This window comes from Rhodoligotrophos defluvii, from assembly GCF_005281615.1.
Classification (GTDB): Bacteria; Pseudomonadota; Alphaproteobacteria; order Rhizobiales; family Im1; genus Rhodoligotrophos; species Rhodoligotrophos defluvii.
On record NZ_SZZM01000004.1, the window covers coordinates 125,948 to 145,739 of the forward strand.

General features: G+C 63.6%; 17 protein-coding genes and 1 pseudogene. 3 read left to right on the forward strand and 15 right to left on the reverse strand.

Annotated elements, in window-relative coordinates:
* Positions 1-121: 121 nt before the first annotated feature.
* From E4P09_RS26780 to ehuR, 6 genes and pseudogenes are all read right to left on the reverse strand, one after another.
* Positions 122-481 carry a hypothetical protein gene (locus E4P09_RS26780; protein ID WP_338049009.1) on the reverse strand — a complete coding sequence of 120 codons (360 nt, stop codon included), beginning with the start codon at positions 479-481 and terminating at the stop codon, positions 122-124.
* Positions 482-758: 277 nt separating this feature from the next.
* Positions 759-1,028 (reverse strand): annotated as a pseudogene (locus E4P09_RS26910) (CRISPR-associated helicase/endonuclease Cas3); the annotation flags it as partial.
* Positions 1,029-1,407: 379 nt separating this feature from the next.
* Positions 1,408-1,833 carry a CRISPR-associated endonuclease Cas3'' gene (locus E4P09_RS26785; RefSeq protein ID WP_338049010.1) on the reverse strand — a complete coding sequence of 142 codons (426 nt, stop codon included), beginning with the start codon at positions 1,831-1,833 and terminating at the stop codon, positions 1,408-1,410.
* Positions 1,834-2,242: 409 nt separating this feature from the next.
* Entirely contained in the window at positions 2,243-2,899 is a 657-nt protein-coding gene (ehuD, locus tag E4P09_RS17730) for an ectoine/hydroxyectoine ABC transporter permease subunit EhuD (protein ID WP_137390959.1), read from the reverse strand.
* Positions 2,899-3,561: an ectoine/hydroxyectoine ABC transporter permease subunit EhuC gene (ehuC, locus tag E4P09_RS17735; RefSeq protein WP_137390960.1), complete on the reverse strand. Its 663-nt coding sequence runs from the start codon at positions 3,559-3,561 to the stop codon at positions 2,899-2,901. The genes ehuD and ehuC overlap by 1 nt, the downstream gene beginning before the upstream one ends.
* Before the next feature lie 523 nt (positions 3,562-4,084).
* The gene (gene ehuR, locus E4P09_RS17740; RefSeq protein ID WP_137390961.1) at positions 4,085-5,470 is read right to left on the reverse strand and encodes a MocR-like ectoine utilization transcription factor EhuR; all 1,386 of its coding nucleotides are present in this window, start codon (positions 5,468-5,470) and stop codon (positions 4,085-4,087) included.
* A gap of 343 nt (positions 5,471-5,813) precedes the next feature.
* On the opposite strand from ehuR, the gene ehuB reads away from it, so the two are divergent.
* From ehuB to E4P09_RS17755, 3 genes are all read left to right on the forward strand, one after another.
* Positions 5,814-6,686 (forward strand): ectoine/hydroxyectoine ABC transporter substrate-binding protein EhuB, encoded by an 873-nt coding sequence (gene ehuB / locus E4P09_RS17745; protein ID WP_239025257.1) that lies wholly within the window; start codon positions 5,814-5,816, stop codon positions 6,684-6,686.
* 306 nt (positions 6,687-6,992) lie between these two features.
* A complete protein-coding gene (locus E4P09_RS17750; RefSeq protein ID WP_137390963.1) occupies positions 6,993-7,580 on the forward strand; it encodes a maleate cis-trans isomerase family protein in 588 nt (195 codons plus the stop codon).
* 233 nt (positions 7,581-7,813) lie between these two features.
* Positions 7,814-8,935 (forward strand): alcohol dehydrogenase family protein, encoded by a 1,122-nt coding sequence (locus tag E4P09_RS17755; RefSeq protein WP_137390964.1) that lies wholly within the window; start codon positions 7,814-7,816, stop codon positions 8,933-8,935.
* 147 nt (positions 8,936-9,082) lie between these two features.
* Here the strand turns inward: E4P09_RS17755 and E4P09_RS17760 are convergent, their stop codons facing one another.
* From E4P09_RS17760 to hutI, 9 genes are all read right to left on the reverse strand, one after another.
* Complete coding sequence (locus E4P09_RS17760) at positions 9,083-10,495, reverse strand: ABC transporter ATP-binding protein (protein ID WP_137390965.1); 1,413 nt, start codon at positions 10,493-10,495, stop codon at positions 9,083-9,085.
* Positions 10,492-11,316 carry an ABC transporter permease gene (locus E4P09_RS17765; protein ID WP_137390966.1) on the reverse strand — a complete coding sequence of 275 codons (825 nt, stop codon included), beginning with the start codon at positions 11,314-11,316 and terminating at the stop codon, positions 10,492-10,494. Before E4P09_RS17765 ends, E4P09_RS17760 begins: the two co-directional genes overlap by 4 nt.
* The gene (locus E4P09_RS17770) at positions 11,313-12,251 is read right to left on the reverse strand and encodes an ABC transporter permease (protein WP_137390967.1); all 939 of its coding nucleotides are present in this window, start codon (positions 12,249-12,251) and stop codon (positions 11,313-11,315) included. The genes E4P09_RS17765 and E4P09_RS17770 overlap by 4 nt, the downstream gene beginning before the upstream one ends.
* 8 nt (positions 12,252-12,259) lie before the next feature.
* A complete protein-coding gene (locus E4P09_RS17775; RefSeq protein ID WP_137390968.1) occupies positions 12,260-13,783 on the reverse strand; it encodes an ABC transporter substrate-binding protein in 1,524 nt (507 codons plus the stop codon).
* Positions 13,784-13,953: 170 nt separating this feature from the next.
* On the reverse strand, positions 13,954-14,523 hold the full coding sequence (locus E4P09_RS17780) for a HutD/Ves family protein (RefSeq protein ID WP_137390969.1): 570 nt from the start codon (positions 14,521-14,523) through the stop codon (positions 13,954-13,956).
* Between the two features lie 28 nt (positions 14,524-14,551).
* Entirely contained in the window at positions 14,552-16,222 is a 1,671-nt protein-coding gene (gene hutU / locus E4P09_RS17785; protein ID WP_137390970.1) for a urocanate hydratase, read from the reverse strand.
* The gene (hutG, locus tag E4P09_RS17790) at positions 16,219-17,028 is read right to left on the reverse strand and encodes an N-formylglutamate deformylase (RefSeq protein ID WP_137390971.1); all 810 of its coding nucleotides are present in this window, start codon (positions 17,026-17,028) and stop codon (positions 16,219-16,221) included. Before hutG ends, hutU begins: the two co-directional genes overlap by 4 nt.
* Complete coding sequence (gene hutH, locus E4P09_RS17795; protein ID WP_137390972.1) at positions 17,025-18,563, reverse strand: histidine ammonia-lyase; 1,539 nt, start codon at positions 18,561-18,563, stop codon at positions 17,025-17,027. The genes hutG and hutH overlap by 4 nt, the downstream gene beginning before the upstream one ends.
* Entirely contained in the window at positions 18,560-19,792 is a 1,233-nt protein-coding gene (gene hutI, locus E4P09_RS17800) for an imidazolonepropionase (RefSeq protein WP_137390973.1), read from the reverse strand. Before hutI ends, hutH begins: the two co-directional genes overlap by 4 nt.

Consider the following 19,792-nt stretch of genomic DNA (forward strand, 5'->3'; position numbering starts at 1 on the left):
TTATCCCTGCTTTGGTAGCGCCGATAAAAGAGGCATAGTTTCGATCCACATCACCTCTTGGGAGCGACAATGAAAGTGGCCAAGATCTGAGCCGATTCACAGGTTTTGGCTTCTATTGGCATCAAATCGTCCACTGCTCCGCCCACAGATACTCCGCATCCTCCCACGAGAGCCCAACCTCCGCGCGATAGAGGCTCCCCGTCACCAGCACCGCGAACTGCTCGCCGCGTTTGTCCGCCTGCGCGAAGACCACATGCCCACAATCGATCAGCCGCTTGCGCGCCTTCGGTGGCACCTGCACGGTGTAGCGCTGCAAGTCGCGGGCGAGCCTGACGGAAGGGATGGACTCGACGGCGAGTTTGTCGACCAGCGCGCGCGCCTCGGGCGCGATGGCCACGATCACCGGCTCCATGCCGCTCTCGATCATGCGGAATTTTTCCGCCACGCTGCGATAGGCGAAGTTCGTTTCGCCGCCACCCACGCGGAAATCCTTGATGATCTTCTCGCGATCCAGCCCCGGCCGGTCGAGGGCGCCAGTAGACTTCGCCGAAGAAATCCTCCATCGCCTCGGGCGAAAGTAGGTCGTCGTGGGTGTTCATGACCCTGCGCATATCGCCGGAAAGGCAATTGATCTCGGTCGGCGGCGGATTGTCGGGCGCGCCTAAGACGGTGACGATGCTCGCCTCGCGGCCGCGTTTGCCCTCCCGGTTGCATCGCCCGGCTGCCTGCATGATCTGGTCGAGCCCGGCTTCGGCCCGCCACACCCGGGGAAAATCGAGGTCCACGCCCGCCTCCACCAGCGAGGTGGCGATGAGCAGGGAGGGCAGATCGTCCTTGAGCCGCTGCCGCACGTCGTTCAGAATTTCGCGCCGATGCGCCGGATATTGCCGCGTCGTCAGATGAACGAGGCCCTCCAGCCCTGCTTCCTTCGCCGCCTTGTAGAGCGCAAGGGCATGGCCCCGGCTGTTGACGATGACAAGTCTCTGCCGCTCCTCCGCCAGAGCCGCGATCAGCGCTTCGTCGTCCATGTCGCCGGCATGATGGAGGCGCACGCGCGCCAGTTTGCGCGCCAGGCCTCGCGGATCGGGCGCGAGCTCCCGGCCTTCCCGCGGCAGGCCCAGGGGATGCCCGGGCTCGAAGCGGCGCGCGTCGAGCGCTGGTTGCGTGGCCGTGCACAAGACGATGGTGCAGCGGTAGTTTTCGGCCAGCTCGCGCAGCACCCAGACGGCCGGGATGAGCAGCGGGCGCGGCAGGGTCTGCGCCTCGTCGAGTATGATGATGCTTTTCGCGATGTTGTGCAGCTTCCGGCAGCGCGAGGTTCTCGCCGCGAAAAGGCTCTCGAAGAGCTGCACATTGGTGGTGAAGACGACGGGCACCCTCTCCTGGGCGCGGGAAGCCCGCACGAAGTCAGGAACGAGACCCGTCGCGTCGGCCGCAATCCAAGCGGGGTCCAGCGAAGCGGGATCGAAAGCCCGCAGACGCTCGGCCAATGTGGAGAAGGCGTCGCCCTGCCTGTCCGGCAGACCGGAATGATGGCCGGCGATGACAGGCGAGCAGGTCGGCGACGATCCTGTCCTCGCCGCCGGCCATCTGCAAGACTATGGCGGCGCCGGCCGTGGCGTGATCGACCCTCAGCTTCGCGCCTTTGATATAGGCTTGGAAATCCGGATTGTACTTGCCTAGGTCGTGTAGGAGCCCGGCGAGCCGCGCCGCCTTCTCCGCCCCGAAGACGGCGCCGAATCTAGCGGCAAGTTCGGCAACACCGAGCAGGTGTGCGCTAAGTGTTTGCCACTGGACGTGTGACTTCCTCTCCGCCGAATGAGCGTAAAACATAGTTCCTCCCCCACCTCTGCAGGTTTGGATGAGTGGAGCTGCCTGTCAGGGACCACACATCGATATCCCTTTACCTAGAGATGCTGAGCGTAACCTTCCCGCCGAGTATCCGCCGCGGCGGTCGAGCGCTGCCGAAGAGCAGTCGAAACAACACCCCCGTCGATGAGTGCGGAGGACTGGCTGAGCAATGTGCGGGAAGCATCAGGCAGGGCCATATCGGATTGACTTGCAAGTGCAATGCGCCGTGCTTCCGCACGAAACTGTGGCGCTTGCTTGATGCGAGCCGGGAGGCGGCCGCAAGGCAGGCCGAAACAGATCTTATGCGGCAACGAGGGCGAGCTAGACGCGCTTCGCGATCGAACTTCAGCTCTTGACGGCCATTGCGACGCGATCCGGCCTGGCACGTGTCCTACTGTATGATTCTGGTGTGGCGCTCGAGGAGCCGGGTCAGGTAGGCGCAACCCAGGCTAACGATCAGAAAGAACGCCCCCACCATGGTAATCGGCTCGATATATCTGTAGGTTTTGCCGGCAATCGCGAGCGCTTGCCCCATGATCTCGTAAACGGTAATGGCTGAAAGCAGCGGGGTTTCCTTGAACATCGCGATCAGATAATTCGAGAGCGCCGGAATCATCGGAGGAATGGCTTGCGGCAGAATGATGTGGCGCCAAGTCTGCGCCATGCTCAGATTGCAGGCTCGTGCGGCCTCCCACTGCCCCCGCGAGATGCTTTCTATGCCCGCGCGGTAAACCTCGGCAATATAGGTCGAATTGTGCAACCCCAGCCCGATTATGCCTGCCGTGAGGGGCGACAGCACGATCCCCGCGCTCGGCAAGACGAAAAACAAGATATAGAGCTGCACCAGCAATGGGGTGCCCCTGATGAAATCCGCACCGAATCCGACCGATTTGGCTAGCCACTGCTGACGGGAGCGCCGTGCGAGCGCAATGAAGAGCCCGATAACGGCGCCGAGGAAGAATCCCAGGAATGTGGCCAGCACTGTTGTCTTGGCGCCGTCCATCAGTCTCGGCAAGATCGCCCAGGCGAAAGACCAATCCCACTCCATCACCGCGCTCCAGACGTCTCGATGCGATCGGCCCCAATGGCGAGTCTTCTCTCAAGTCGGCCCACGCCTTTCTTGATCAGCGTCGACAAGGCGAAGTAGATGACCATGATGACCGCGAAGGGGAAAAGCGTTTGGCCGGTTTCGCTGCGCACCAGCTGTGCCTGATAAGTGAGATCCGGTAGGGAGATCAGCGAGGCGATCGCGGTCATCTTCAGCAGGGTGACCGCCAGGTTCCCGAAGGGCGGCAGCATCATCACAAGTGCTTGTGGGATGATCACATGCCGCAAGCGCTGATACCGCGTGAGGTTCAACGCGATGCAAGCCTCGGTTTGCTCGGCACCAATGGCCTGCACGCAGCCACGCACCACCTCTGCGCCGTAGGCACCAAGGTTGAGCCCGAGCGCCAATACGGCGGCCTCCATAGGTCCCAGCGACACGCCCAGCAACGGGAGCACGTAGAAGGCCCAGAACAGTTGGACGAACAGCGACGTGCCCCGAAAGAATTCGATATAGGTGGTCGAGACCACCCTGACTGGCGAAAACCTGGAGAGGCGCCCCAGTCCGGCAGCGAACGCCGCCAGCAGGGCCAGCATCGCGCTCAACAGCGATAGTATTACCGTTACATGCAACCCCTTCAGGATCAGCAATATACCTTCAGTCACCCTCCAACTCCGCGGTTGTCACGCCTTCGCATCTGACCGGCCAATGAGGCGGCAGCTTGCTGCGCGCCACGACAGCCACCAGGAGGCCGCCTAAGGCAGTTCATGGACCAAGACAGTCTCGATTTGCGCCGGCATGCGCCCCCTCTCTTCTATGCCAACCTGACAATGGTGGAAGGGACAAGCGCGTGTCAATCCGCATGTTTGCGTCAGTACAATTGTCGACGCCGGATGTGGAGCGCACGACCGAAAGGGCTGATCGGTGGCTAGGACGCGTGGCAAACTGCCGGCAGCTCCCCGGAAATCTAGGCAACATGAATGGCATGATCCGTTGGACTGAGAACCAGTTCAATAGACCAGATGAACCGGAGCAAACCATAACGGGCCATGTGGTGAAGCGCTTTCGCATTCACGGATAGGCCAGCCCGATGCCAAGCCCTAACCGCCTAGGGCATTGGTTGAGCAAAGTGGGTACCGGTTCGCTCGAAGAAAATGCGACCAAGCAAGCACTCGAGGCGCGGATGCCTCATCGCAAGAGCGGCGCTTCGGGCGGCGCCGCCAGCACGCTCGCGATCGTCGCAAGGCCCGCCGACAGATCCTCTTCCGAGACAGAGCCGAGGGACAGCCGGATCGCCTGATAGGGCGGCTCATCCCCCGTCACGAAGGAACTTGCCACCGCGACGGCTACCCCCAGCGACCGCGCATGCGCGGCGAAGCTGGCTTCGCTATAGCCCTCCGGCAGCGGCATCCAGACGTGAAGGGCCTCGGGATGGGTGGAATGGCGCATGCCGCCCAGGATGTCCTGGAAGATCCGATGTCGAGAGCGCAGGGCCTTGCGCTGCCAGTGCACGAGGTTTAGCGCGGTCCCATCCTGCACCCAGCCTGTGGCCAATTCCTCCAGCAGCGGGGTCGCCATCCAATTCGTCACCAGGTGCCGATTGGTGGCGGTTGCAATGTATTTCTGCGGCACCACGAGATAACCGATCCGCAGCCCCGGCATGACGATCTTGGTGAAGCTGGTGACGTAGAACGTTCGCCCGGGCGTGATGGAGGCGAAGGGTTGCGGCCTGTTGGAGATCAGAGGCCCAAGCGCGTCGTTCTCGATGATGAGCACGTCGTGCTTCTCGGCAATTGCGGCAACCTGGCGTCGTCTTTCCTCCGACAGGATCGTTGCAGGTGGATTGATCGCCGTCGGCTGAATGAACAGCGCGCGGATCTCCCGCTCCATGCACGCCCTTTCGAAGGCATCCGGGATCAAGCCGTCCGCGTCGACGTCCAGTCCCACGAGGTGGATGCCCATATAGGACGCGAGAGGCTTCAGCGAGTGGTGGCCCAGACTCTCGGTTGCCACCACGGAACCGGGTGGCGCGACCGTCATCAGTGCCACGGCCAGGGCCGAAGTCGCCCCATTCGTTATGCACACGTTATAGGGCGAAGCGTCGACCCCGCACTCCCGCAGCCATTGCAGCGCCGCCGCCCGGTGGTGTGAGGCGGCCCGTTCAGGCCGAAACGCATTCACGATGCGGTGCGGCACCGATGACGCGAGCCGCGACAGAGCATTGCTCATGTGCTGCAGATGAATATCCTCGCAAACGGGCTTCAGTATGGAGAGATCGACGACATCAGGGCTGCGCTGCAGCGAGAAAGGCGGGCCCCTGTCGGCCTCTTTGGGACGCTTCACGAAAGTGCCGCGTCCGGCGGCGCCGGACAAGAGATCGCGACGGGTCAGCTCTTCATACGCCCGGCTGACGGTCTGAACGGAGACATCCAGCTCGCTGGCCAGTTGGCGCTGCGGCAGCAGGCGGGCTCCATCAGGAAGGCGTCCATCGCGAATGGCTTCGGCGATCTGATCGGCGAGCGATTTGTAGATGGGGACGCTCAGGGATGCGCGATCTGGCTTCCAGCTTTTCATCAGTATCACTCAATTGCCGTACTGATGTCGTGGGCTTGGCATAGTAGACCCTTGCCAGAGCGCGCGACATGTCCGGGGCAGGTCATAACATTCCGTGAGTCGAATTGCCCCCAGCGCCAACCTCCGAACCGCTCTTGCCGCAGCTTGGTACACCGGCCTGCGGAATACAGCATTCCGAAGCACTCGTCCACCGGGCGAACGCTGTGTCGGTCGGCGAACGCCGCCGACTCATCATGGAGACGAGAAGAGGCTTGCTAACCGATCTGTCTCCCAATATCGTGATTTTGCACCAGTACAATAGCCTAATGTCATGGGGCGAGGGATGAGCAAGAGGGAGACGCAAATGAAGACATTGTATGCCGCCGCAAGGTGGACCGGTCTAGCAGTTGCGGTTGTGCTGCTGACAGCGCCGAATACCGCGACGGTTCATGCCGATGATCTCGCTGCGATCAAGGAGCGGGGATATGTGAGAGGCGTCACCGCCAACGAGAAGCCATACGGATATATCGACTCTGAAGGGAAAGGAGCAGGCATCGGGCCGGACGTCGCAGCGGCGGTGTTGGCCAAGCTTGGCATCGAGAAGATCGAATGGACGGCCGTTGCGTTCGACGGGCTCATTCCAGGGGTTAAGGCGAACAGGTTCGACTTTTCCGCTGCGGAGCAGGCGATCAGGCCGGAGCGATGCACGCAGGTCCAGTTCAGTGCTCCGACATCGAGCTACACGGGAAACTTGCTGGTCAAAGCCGGAAATCCGAAGAATCTGCGCAGTTACAAAGATATCGTTGCCAAGCCTGGCACCAAGCTTGCCGTTATTGCAGGTGGCACCGAGAGACTTCTCGATGCGTACAACATCCCTCAGTCGGACCGGGTCTACCTCAAGAGCAACGCCGATGCGATTCCTGCCCTGATCTCGGGGCGCGCCGACGCTTACCATGCCACCGAGTTGACCAACTACGCGCTTGCCAAGCTGTCACCTGAGGTCGAGGTTGCGGAGATGACGCGCGACCCGGTGATCGACGGCAAGCCCTACAGGAACTACGGGGCCTTTACGTTCAGGAAGGAGGACAAGGACTTCTACACCGCCTTCAATGCGGAACTCATCGCATTCAAAAAGACCGATGCGTATGAGAAGATCCTGACCTCCTATGGTTTGACCAGGGGAAGTGTTGAGGCGGCGCGCGAGGCCTCGACCGAGGCCCTGTGCGCGGGGAAATGACCCCGGCCACGCAGTCTGCAGCCCAATCGAGACGACAATGGAGATGGTCGCCTGGCTTATGCGATGGCGGCCATCGCGCGGTTTGAGCCGCGGGATGAACGCTAAGCCGGCATTTGCGAGGCAGACATATTGCTCAAGAGGTTGCTCATGAGACCGTTGAGAATTGGTGTGATCTATCCAAGTAATGGCGTATACGAGGATGAGTTTTACAGATTCACACCGCCCGGTGTGACGCTCCACTTCACGCGGTGGACCTGGCCTGACAGAAAGTGGTTTCGTCCAAACTGGCCAGACCGGATGGCGTCTTTGGCTGACGATCCGGAAATCGCCACCTGTGCTGGCCTGTTCAATCAGATCGAGCCGGCCGTGGTGACCTTCGGCTGCACCAGCGCGAGCTTTGCCGGGGGCGCCGGCGGCGACATACCGGTGCTGGAAAACATAAAGCGCGGCACCTCCGCAGCGCCATCGTCGACGTCAACAGGCTTTCTCGATGCATGTCACACACTCGGTGTGACGCGTGTGGCGATTGCATCTGTTTACAGGGAGGAGGTCACCACGCGTTTCGTCGAATTCCTGTCTCACGCGGGCATCGAAACGGTTTCGCATCGCAGCGTCGGTTGGGAAGGCCAGCCAGACGATGATCATCGCCTGACGACCGCGGATGTTGAGCGACTCGCACGAGAGTGCGACCATCCCTCCGCTGCCGCCATCCTTATTCCTGAAACCAATATTCTGACCACCGAGGCCATTCCGATCATAGAGGCCCAGTTGGGCAAGCCGGTCCTCACCGCAATACAAGTGACCGTGTGGCATGCGGCACGACTTGCGGGATCAGACTGGACCGGTGGAATTGGGCGGATTTGGCAGGCAGGGCTGCCTGCGAAGTCAGCATAACTGGGCCGTCGTTCGCTCGCGTTCTCCCCAAGAATGAGAACCCTGGCGCACTGCCTCCGCGCCTCCAGCAATCCGGATCGTTCCGATCGCTCTCGGGCATTTTGTTATGAGCCAAATAGCCGATTGACATGATATTTGCGCCGTAACATTGTGAGGCTGATCTGGTCCGTCGGCTGACCCTGCGCGAGCCTTCAGGCCGCGCGAGCATCTGAGAACGAAGCGACGAGGAAAGAATGATTCCGAAAACCATGAAGGCCATTGTGCTGACCGGCCACGGGGGCATGGACAAGCTGGTCTACCGCGACATGCCGGTCCCCACCTGCCAGCCGGGCGAAGTCCTCCTCGAGGTTGCGGCCTGCGGCCTGAACAACACCGATGTCTGGGTCCGCGAAGGCGCCTATGGCACCGACGATGACCCCGAGGCTGTTTCGACATGGCGGCGAGGGCGGTCGACCCTGACATTTCCCCGCGTGCAGGGCGCGGATATCGTCGGCAAGATCGCCGCTGTTGGGGAAGGCGTTTCCGCGAAGCGCATCGGCGAGCGGGTTGTCGTGGATGCATCGATCTACAACCGCGATGACGACAGCCTGGCCGACATCGATTATATCGGGCACGGACGGGATGGCGGCTATGCGGAGTACGTTGCCGTGCCCGCGGCGAATGCACACCCGGTGACTGTCTCCTACAGCGACGCCGAGCTCGCGACCTTCTGGTGCGCGTACCATACGGGCGAGCACATGTTGGATCGCGCCGGGGTGCGGAGCGGCGAAACCGTGCTGATCACCGGCGCTTCCGGTGGCGTCGGCTCTGGGCTGATCCAGCTGTGTCGCGCCCGGGGTGCCATTCCCTATGCCGTGGTCGGCAGAGGTAAGGAGCAAGCCGTGAAGGACCTCGGTGCCGAGGGCGTCATGTTCCGCGACAGCGACGATTTCCATGGCGAGCTTCTGGCAATGACCAATGGTCGGCCGATCGATGTCGTGGCCGATCTCGTGGGGGGACCACTTTTCGCCAAGCTGCTCAATGTGCTTCGGCCTGAAGGGCGTTACACAACCGCGGGAGCAATCGCGGGGCCGGTTGTGCAGCTTGATCTTCGCACGATGTATCTCAAGCACTTGCAGCTTCATGGCTCGTCGCAAGGAACGCGGGCGGCGTTCAGGCGGGTCATTGATTATATCGAGAGCGGCGCCATCAAACCGATTCTCGCCGCCAAGTTCCCATTGTCGCAATTTCACGAGGCGCAGACGCTGTTCATGTCGAAGTCTTTTGTCGGAAACATCGTGGTCATTCCCGACAGGCTCTATTCGAGCGCGCTGGACCAGCCAAACGCCGATCGTCGCGAGATCGCCGTTTCCTGAACAATCAGCTGAAGGGGTGATCGGCTCACAAACTCGCTTGGGAAGAAATTGGGCAGGTCGGGCGTCATCGTCAACGCGATCGCGCCGGGTGTGCTGCAGACCTCGATACGGACCAGCAAGGCGGTGGCGGCTGTACGCGCAGCCATGTCATACCGCGCCGAGCCGTATCATCCGTGTGGCTACACGTTCGGCCAGCGCAAGGTCGTGTGTGACCAGCAGAAGGCCGAGCCCGCTCTTCTCCACGATCTCCAGCAGCAGCTCGATCACCTCCTTCTGGCTCAGAGGATCGAGCCGGGAGGTCGCCTCGTCGGCGAACAGGAAAACGGGGTCGAGCAGCAGCGTGCGGAGAATGGCAAAGCGCTGCAGTTCGCCTCCCGAGATCTGGTTGGGCAACCGGTCGAGGAGATCGTGCTGGAGCTTGAGCCGCACCAGAAGCCGCTCCACCGCGCGCCACTCGCGCCGGTGCAGCCTCACGAGATCCTCCAGGCCTTTGCGTATCGTCTGGTGCGGCGCGAAGGCAGCGGGAGGATCCTGGTAGAGCTTCTGAAACCGGAAGGGAGCAACGCCCCCGCGCCGCTCGACCCTGCCGACATCGGGCAGCACCAGGCCGAGCAGGACGTTGCCGGCCGTTGTCTTGCCGCATCCGCTGGGCCCGACGATGGCGACCACCTCGCCTGCGCGCACCTCGACGTCGAGGTCCTTGAACACGGTCCGGTCGCCGAAAGACTTGGCAAGGCCACGGCCGGCGATCACGGCATTTCCCGCAGGCGGCGGCGTGCGGCGCGGCCAAGCCTCCGGATCGGCCGCAAACAGCGCACGGCTGTAGCCATGACTGGGGCTGGTGAGCACCTCGTTCGCGGGGCCGTAGTCCACCAAGCGGCCCTCCAGCATGACCCCGACCGTGCCGCCGAGCGCCCGCGCCACCGCAATGTCATGGGTGATCGTGAGCAGGAGCCGGCCGGCCTCGATCTCCTGCTTCAACCGCGCCACCACGCTGTCGCGCAGATCCGCATCGAGGCCCTTGGTCGGCTCATCCGCAATCAGCAAACCACTGTCGCTCGCATGGGCAATGGCGATCGCCACGCGCTGGCACATGCCGCCCGACATCTGGAAGGGATAGAGCGCGCCCGCCTGGCCGAGCCCAACCTCCCCCAGATTGTTCTCTGCGCGCATACTGCTGTCCTGGACCCCGCGCCCATGCACGAAGCGATGCACCTCGGCGACCTGCTCGCCCGTGCGCATGGTCGGGTCCAGCGCCAGCCACGGTTCCTGCGGAAGAAGCGCGATCCTGCGGCCCCAGAGCTTCCGGCGCTCGCCGGGCGGAGCAGAAAAGAGGTTCATGCCGTCGAGGCGAATGGTCCCTGATGCCTCGAGGTCCGGCGGCAGCGTGCCCATCACCGCCTGCGCGACGAGGGACTTGCCGGAACCGCTCTCGCCGAGCAAAGTCACGGGCGTGCCCGGCCGCAGCAACAGGGAAACGTCCCTCACGATCGGGCCGGCCGCGGAACGAACCGACAGCCCCGCGACGGAAAGCTCGCGGATGGGGGCCGGTGCGTTCATCGATCATCCCTCTGGGCCACGAGTTGCAGGGCGAGCACGAGCAGGAAGATCAGCAGCGCCGGAAGCAAAACGTGCAGCGGCGCCTCGGCATAGTATGGGAGCAGTTCCACGATCATGCTGCCGAGTTCGGGCGTGGGTGGCTGCAGGCCCACGCTGATGGCGCTCAGCGTGGAGACCGCAATGATCGCCGCTGCCATAGCGAAGGCCGCCAGCGTGGCGATATTGGGCGCGATCACCGGCAGGACATAGCTGCGCAGAATATAGCCGGGCCCGAAGCCGAGAAGCTTTCCCGCCTCGATGTGAGGCTGCTTGAGCACGCTTGCTGTCGTTGCGCGCGTGACCCGGTAGAATTCCACCCACAGGGTCAGCGCCAGCCCGAGATAAAGCGGCCCGAAATTGCCGGGCGCGAAGGCGAGCAGCAGAAGAACGAGCATCAGCCCCGGCAGTGCCAGCACCATGTTGGCCAGGAGATCGAAGGCCCGCTCGAGCCAGCCACCGCGCCAGGCGGCGAGCAGGCCGAACAAGACGCCGGGAATGGCGGCCGTCAGCATGGTGAGGAGGGCCATGCCGAAAGAAAGCCTTGCGCCATGGGCAAGGCGCGCAAGCAGGCTGCGGCCGTAGTGATCCGCACCGAGAAGATATTCGCCGCCCATGGGGGCAAGGCTGGCGCCGAAATCCTGCGCTGCGGGATCCGCTCGCACCAGCCAGGGCCCCAGGATCGCGAAGGCAGCCAGCGCCGCGAGCAGCCCCGCGCCGGCGAAACGCGAGCGGGAAGGCGGCCGGGGTGGCGCGGTGCCGACTGAAGCGGTCTCGGTGCTCATTGCCACCTCCTCAGACGCGGATCGATCCACACGCAGGCGGCGTCCACGGCGGCGGTGATGGCGACGAAGATCAGCCCCATGACGAGCGCCGTGCCCTGGACCATCGGGATGTCGCGCTCGATAATGGCATGGACGAGCGCATGGCCGATCCCCGGATAGGCGAAGATCGATTCCACGACGACGACGCCCTCAACCAGATAGACCGCTTGCAGGCCGAGATAGGAGACGACGGGGATTGCCGCGTTGCGCATCCCGTGGCGGCGCACGACCACCGATTCGGGCAGGCCCTTGTGCCGGGCGAAGGCGAAATAGGGAGCCTTGGCGACGGCAGCGATGGCGTTGCGCGTCACCCGGCTCGATACGGCCGCAAGGCCGAGCGCCAGGGTCAAGGATGGCAGCACCAGGTCGCGCCAGGTGCCGAACCCGGCGGGCGGCAGCCAGCCGAGCCAGATGGCGAAGATGAGCATGAGTATGAGACCCAGCACGAATGGCGGCAGGGCGCGCAGGGTCACGGAGCCGGCAAGCCCCAGCCGATCGACCGCGCCATTGGGCCTGAGACCGGAGAGGACGCCGACGATGGGGCCGATCAGCAGCGACAGAAGAACGGCCGTGGCCGCAAGCAAAAGCGAGGCTCCGAGTTGAACCTTCAGCTCCTGAATGACCGGAGCGCCGGTGACGAGGGAATGGCCGAGGTCAAAGCGCAAGAGATTGCCGAGCCACTCCAGGAACTGCACGAGCCACGGGCGGTCGAGACCCAGCTCCAGGCGCACCTTCTCTGCCGCATCCGTGATCCCCGCGTCCGGACCGTAGCGGCCGGCGGCAATCCGCATGGCCGCGTCGCCGGGAAGAACCCGCATCAGGACGAAGCATAGCGCCCCGACCACGAAGGCGACGATGCTGGCCTGCCCCAGGCGCGCGAGCAGGAAACGCCCCATCGCACCGCTCACTTGGCCCAATGGATGGAGGCGATGCCGTAATTGACCTCCAGCGGGTCGACCTCGACCCCTGTGATGCGCTTGTTGGCAACGATCGCCAGCTCCGACCAGGTGACCGGGATGCTGGGCAGCTCCTCCTGCAGGATCTCCACCGCCCGGCGCTGGAGCGGCGCCCTCTGCTCCGGATCACTTGTCGCCACCAGCTTCTTGACGAGAGTGGCCATCTCCTCGTTCGCCCAGCCCGTGGCGCCCCAGTCCCCGCCACCGGGCCCATAGTCCTGCAGTAACGTGCCGACCGGATCGGGCACGATCGAGTAGAGCCGGGAGATCAGGCCCATTTCCAGCGTGCCGTCCTTGTGCCGGGCCGGGATTTCCGAGCTGTTGCCCACCAGGACTTGGACATCGATCCCGACCTTTCTGAGCTGCGCCTGAAGCGCGGTGGCGATCGGCGGCAGTTCCGGCCAGCTCGCATAAGTGATCAGGGAGGCGCTGAAACGTTTGCCGTCCCGCTCCAGGATGCCGTCGGCGCCGGGCTTCCAGCCCGCCTCCGCCAGCAGCCGCTTGGCGGCCTCCACATCGTGCCTCAGCGGCTCGAGATCCGGCATGTGCCAGCCACCGAGGGCCGGCGGAAAGAGCTGGGTGGCGGCGAGGTCCGGGTTGCGCAGGATGACTTTCGTGATCCCCACGCGGTCGATGGCGAGACTTACCGCCTGCCGTTCCCTGACGTCGTCGAAGAAGGGCGAGCCGGCATTCACCTTGAGAATGCGCGTGCGCGGAATGGTGGCGATCTTCACGTCGAGCTTCGGGTTGCGCTTCAGCCGCTCGACCGAGACCGGCAGCATGGAGAAGACGAGGTCGGCCTCGCCGCTTTCGGCCATCAGCGCCCGCGTCTCGCCCTGTCCTACCGCTAGATAGCTGACCGCGCCGATGCCGGGCTTGCCGCCCCACCAGTTGCCTGAGGCCTCGAGCTCCAGCTTCAAGGGCGGCGTAAACGCCTTCACCTTGTAGGGGCCGGAGCCGATGATCTGGTTCACCTTCCCGGATGCATCATAAGAGGCGGGCGCCAGAATGATCGCGCTGAAATTGACGAGATAGGCCGGCACGGCGGCGAACGGCTCTTTGAGCCGTATCACCACATCCTGCCCTTCGCTCACGATCTCCGCGATCGGCACTTGCGCCAGCACGCCCACGCCCTTGTGGGCGCGCTCGAGGCTGTTCGCCGCGGCGCTGGCGGTAACGGGCGTGCCGTCGTGGAAAACCGCGCCGTCGCGCATGGTGAAGCGCCAGGTGAGCCCGTCATCGCTCACAGACCATTTCTCGGCCAGTGCCGGGATGAGCTTGCCGGTCGGATCAGCCGAGACCAGCGTCTCGGCCACTTGCAGCCGGCTGAACACATAGCCGGATTGCGCAGGATCAATCCCGGCGATCTCCCAAGGGCCGGCGACCTTGAGGGTGCGCTCCTGGGTGAACCCCGGCCCGCTGGAAAGGCCGAGCGCCAAAGCCGCCGCGAGGAAAAAAGCTGCGAAACGCATCCAAGCCTCGTTTGCGATGTTATAACGTTGCATTTCTTTGATCCATCCCGGCAGGAAGGTCAATGCTCAATCTGAGTGGATTGAGAGGTCGCGATAAACCGCAATAGGGCGATGTCTGAGAATGGACTGAGCTGCAGGCGCCACGGAGCCGATGATGGCTGAAGCGTCGGCTAGGTACCCGTCAGCTCGACGATGAAGATCTCGGCCGACTGGTCCGAATAGAGGTCCAGCGCCGTTCCAGGAGAGATTTCGGCAACGGTGTCGAGCGGCCGAAGCCTATCCCGGCCGCCTGTGGAAAGTTCCAGGAACCCGTTGGACACGACGAAGGTCTGATCGGCCACACCCCTGATGGTGATCCTCCCAACGAACTGCTCTCGGCGCAGGGTATGACGGAAGAAACCTCGGCGGGTCATTGCGTTGAGGTCGACGGTTGCGCCGCCAATCAGCTCGCACGAGATCTCTGTCTCTCCATCGAAGGAGACGGGCGGTGTACCCGCACTCACGCTCATGCTCGCGGTGGGCGAGCGCAGCAACATGCCCCCGCCGCTGATGAGAGCAATCGTTCTGTCGACGCCATCGAACCGGGAGAATGGCCCGGACCGTGCCACGGTCGCGATGCTCAGGCGCCACAGGAAGTCATCATGTCGGCTCGGATCGCGATATACCGCAATCTCTCGAGTGGTGCCGCCACCGTTCCGCCAGGGAACGGTGGTATATCGGCGAGCGCGCAACACCCTCATGTGATGCTGACCATCGGCAGTCGAAACATCAGCCGAGGATAGCCGGGAGGTTCAGGCCGTTCCGGCGTGCGCAATCGACGGCGATGTCGTAACCGGCATCGGCATGGCGCATGACCCCGCTCGCCGGATCGTTCCAAAGCACACGCTCCAGGCGGCGCGCCGCATCGTCCGTTCCGTCCGCACAGATCACCATGCCGGCATGCTGTGAGAAGCCCATGCCGACACCGCCGCCATGATGCAGGGATACCCACGTGGCACCGGATGCCGTGTTGAGGAGCGCATTGAGAAGTGGCCAGTCGGACACCGCGTCCGAGCCGTCCTTCATGGCCTCGGTCTCACGATTGGGCGAAGCGACGGAACCGGAATCCAGGTGATCGCGGCCGATCACGACCGGAGCCTTGAGCTCGCCGCTGCGAACCATCTCGTTGAATGCAAGGCCAAGGCGGTGCCGATCGCCTAAGCCAACCCAGCAGATACGCGCGGGTAGCCCCTGAAAGGCGATGCGCTCCCTCGCCATATCCAGCCAGTTGTGGAGCTGGGTGTTGCCCGGCGTCAGCTCGCGCACCTTGGCATCGGTCTTGTAGATGTCTTCCGGGTCGCCCGACAGCGCGGCCCAGCGGAACGGCCCGACCCCCCGGCAGAAGAGAGGCCGGATATAGGCCGGGACGAAGCCGGGAAACGCGAAAGCGTCCTCGAGGCCTTCATCCTTGGCGATCTGGCGGATGTTGTTGCCGTAGTCGAGGGTCGGGATGCCGCGGTTGTGGAAGGTCACCATGGCCTGGACATGGTCGCGTATCGAGGCACGTGCGGCTTTCTCGACAGCCTTCGGATCGCTGATGCGCTTCTCGCGCCACTCCGCCATCGTCCAGCCCTTGGGCAGGTAGCCGTTGATCGGGTCGTGCGCAGACGTCTGGTCGGTGACGATGTCCGGGCGGATGCCGCGGCTTGCGATCTCCGGCAGGATTTCGGAAGCGTTTCCGAGAAGGCCCACGGACTTGGCTTGGCCAGCTTTTGTCCACCGCTCGATCATCGCCAGCGCCTCGTCGAGCGTTTCCGCCTTCTCGTCGAGGTAGCGCGTACGCAGACGGAAATCGATGGAGTCGGGGTTGCATTCGACCGCGAGACAGCAGGCGCCCGCCATGACGGACGCCAGCGGCTGCGCGCCGCCCATGCCGCCCAGGCCCCCGGTGAGGATCCACTTACCCCCGAGCTTGCCGCCATAATGCTGACGCCCAGCCTCCGCGAAGGTCTCGTAGGTGCCCTGCACTATGCCTTGCGTGCCGATATAGATCCACGAGCCGGCCGTCATCTGGCCGTACATGGCGAGCCCCTTCTTGTCGAGCTCGTTGAAGTGATCCCAGGTGGCCCAATGCGGCACGAGATTGGAATTGGCGATGAGAACACGCGGGGCATCTGCATGGGTGCGGAAGACACCGACGGGTTTGCCGGACTGAACGAGCAGCGTCTGATCGTGCTCGAGCTTTTCGAGCGATGCCACGATCAAATCGAAGTCCTGCCAGGTGCGTGCGGCTCGTCCGATACCCCCATAAACGACAAGCTCGTTGGGGTTCTCGGCGACATCGGGATCGAGATTGTTCATCAGCATGCGCAGCGGCGCTTCGGTGAGCCAGCTCTTGGCACGAAGTTCGGTACCGTGGGGCGCGCGAACTACGCGCGCGTTGCGGCGTGGATCGGTCATGATGCTACTTTCGCAAGAGTGGGAGCGAGGTCTTCGATGCGCTTGAGCATGTCGCTCAGGTGCTTCCGCAAGCGGCCAGCTTTCGCTGGATCGAGATCGAAGGGCGGTTCTTCCTTACTGAGATAGGTGTCCTGCGCCAGCTCGAGCTGGATCGCATGGATGCCTTGTCGCGGCTGCCCGTAGTGTCGCGTCGTCCAGCCGCCCTTGAAGCGACCGTTGAGAACGTAGGTGTAACCGGCCGCGGCGGCCGCAACCTCGACGGCGGCAGCTTCGATCGCCGTTGAGCAGGAGGTGCCGTCGACGCTCCCGATATTCAGGTCGGGGAGCTTGCCCGAGAACAGGAACGGGATGGTGGAGCGGATCGAGTGGCAATCGAACACGACGGCGACGCCATGCTCGGCCCTCACCCGCTCGATCTCCGTCGACAGCGCGAGATGGTAAGGCCCGTGAAAGCGCTCGAGCCGATCGGCGGTCTCCGTATCGTCAGGCGCCTGCCCTTGTTTCCAGATGGGCTTGCCGTCGAAGTCCGTTTGCGGAATGAGCCCGGTGGTATTCTGTCCGGGGTAGAGGCTGATACCCCTCGGGTCGCGATTGGCATCGATCACATAGCGATGGAAGAGCGCCCGAATGCTCGACGCGCCCGGGAGAAGGCCGCGATAAAGTTCGTGGATGTGCCAATCGGTATCCGTCAGCAGGCGACCCGTGTCATTGAGCGCGGCCGCGATCTCGTCGGGGACATAGGTGCCCGTGTGCGGAAAACCCAGGATGACCGGTGAGTTGCCCCGATAAAGCTCGAAAAGACTCATCGCGGTGTCAGCTCCGGGAGAATGCCGGCGCTGACGGCGTTGGTCAGCGTACCGTTGGCGACCAGGCTCACCGCAGCTTCGATGTCGGAGGCCATGTAGCGATCGCCGTCGAGCTCGCGGACCACTGCACGAAGCGCCGATCGGGCCTTCTGCAGTTCGTGCCCGGTCTGCAGGGGAGCCCGGCAATCGATGCCTTGGGCTGCCGTCAATGCCTCGATGCCAATGATCCCGAAGAGATTGTCGGTCATCTGCAGCAGCCGGCGAGCGCCGTGGCAGGCCATCGACACGTGATCCTCCTGGTTGGCGGAAGTGGGGGTCGAGTCGACCGACGCCGGATGCGCCATCTGCTTGTTCTCGCTCATCAGCGCGGCAGAGGTCACTTCCGCGATCATCAGGCCGGAGTTGAGCCCCGGCTTTTTCGTAAGGAAGGCAGGCAGTCCGTAAGAAAGAGCGGGGTCGACCAGAAGGGCGATCCGACGCTGCGCGATCGCGCCGATTTCGCAGATCGCCAGCGCGATCTGATCCGCAGCGAACGCGACAGGCTCGGCGTGGAAATTGCCTCCGGACACGATGCTGTCGTCCGGCAAGACCAGGGGATTGTCGGTAACGGCATTCGCCTCGATTTCCAGCGTACGGGCCGCGCTGCGCAGCAGATCGAGACAGGCGCCGTCGACCTGCGGCTGGCAGCGGATGCAATAGGGGTCCTGAACGCGTTCGTCGCCCTCGATGTGGCTCTCGCGGATGGCTGAGCCGTGCAGTAACGCACGCAGCGCGGCAGCGGTGTCGATCTGCCCCTGATGACCACGGAGAGCGTGGATGTCCGGGTGGAAGGGCGTCGGCGAGCCCATCGCCGCATCGGTCGACAAGGCACCGGTGACCAGAGCAGCCTGAGCGGCGCGATGCGCACGGAACAGGCCTGCCAGTGCCAAGGCGGTCGAGGCTTGGGTGCCGTTGATGAGCGCCAGACCCTCTTTTGCTGCGAGCACCACCGCATGGAGGCCCGCCCTGTCCAGCGCCTCGCCACCGCCGAGACGGCGGCCTTCGAAGACCGCCTCGCCTTCGCCCATCATCACGGCCGCCATATGCGCAAGCGGCGCCAGATCGCCCGAGGCGCCCACCGAGCCCTTTTCCGGGATGACGGGGATGACGCCGCGGGCCAGCATCGCTTCGATCAATCGGATCAGTTCGACCCGAACGCCGGATGCGCCCCGTCCCAAAGACACGAGTTTGAGCGACATCATCAGGCGAACGACATTTTCGGGCAGCGGCTGGCCGATGCCACAGCAGTGGGAGAGGATCAGGTTGCGCTGCAGTATCGCTAGGTCCGCCGAGTCGATCCTGATCGACGCGAGTTTTCCGAAACCCGTATTGACCCCGTAAACCGGTGTGCTGCCGGAGGCGACGGCAGCGATGCGATCCGCCCCGCGCCGCACGGCCTCGTTCGCATCGGGATCCAGCGCCGCCGGAACCCCGTCCCAATAAATTGTCGCGAGTGTCTCCAGGGAAACGGCGCCGGGGGTAAGCGTCACAGTCATGGCGTCTTGCCCTTGAAGATGCGTCCATGAAGCGGGTTGAACCCGATCCGGTAGACGAGTTCTGCCGGCAGTGCGCAGTTCCAAACAGCAATGTCCGCTGACTTTCCCGCCTCGAGGGTTCCGGTCTCGTCGATGAGGCCCAAGGCCCGTGCCGCGTTTCGCGTGGTGCCCGCCAGGCACTCGTGGACCGTCAACCCGAAGAACGTGGCCGCCATGTTCATGGCGAGCAGCAGGGAGGTGAGCGGCGAGGTACCAGGGTTGCAATCCGTAGAAACGGCCATCGGAACCTTGTGTCGCCGGAGGGCAGCGACGTCCGGCTTCTTCGTTTCTCGGATGGCGTAGAACGCGCCCGGCAGGAGCACTGCCACAGTTCCAGCGGCGGCCATGGCTCGGGCGTCGTCCTCGTCGATATATTCCAGATGGTCGGCGGACAGGGCACCGAAACTGGCGGCGAGACGCGCGCCGCCCAGCCAACTCAGTTGCTCCGCATGCAGCTTGACGGGAAGGCCGAGTTCCTTCGCGAGGGTGAAGACCTGGGCAATCTCGTCAGGCGAGAAGGCGATGCTTTCGCAAAATCCATCCACGGCATCGACGAGGCCCTCGGCATGGGCGAGGCGCAGTCCTGGAAGGACGATCTCGTCGAGATAGGCTTGGCTGCGGCCCTTGTATTCCGCCGGCAAGGCGTGCGCCGCCAGATAGGTCGTCTTCACGCGAACGGGACGCGCCTGTTCCAGCGCACGCGCCGCACGAAGCATCGCGAGCTCGGCCTCTATCGTCAGGCCATATCCGGATTTTATTTCGATGGTGGACACCCCCTCGGCGAGCAAGGTGTCGAGCCGCGGCAAGGCCTGGGCGACAAGCTCCGCCACCGACAAGGCTCGCGTCGCCTTGACCGTCGAGACGATGCCACCACCGGCCTCTGCAATCTCGAGGTAGCTCGCACCGTTGAGACGCATCTCGAACTCGCGAGCCCGGTTTCCACCATGAACGAGATGGGTGTGACAGTCGATCAGCGCGGGCGTCACGAGCCGCCCCTCCAGATCGATGACGTCCGTAGCGGACTCTGGCCGCGGGGCGTTGGCGCTGCTTCCGGCATATTCGATGCGCCCCGCCCGGATCATCAGTGCGCCGTCCTCGATGAGCGCGCCCTCGGGATGAGTCATCGTGGCCAGCCGGCAATTGCGCCAGAGGACGGGAGGCACATCGGGTGAGGAAGAGCTTGGCAGCAT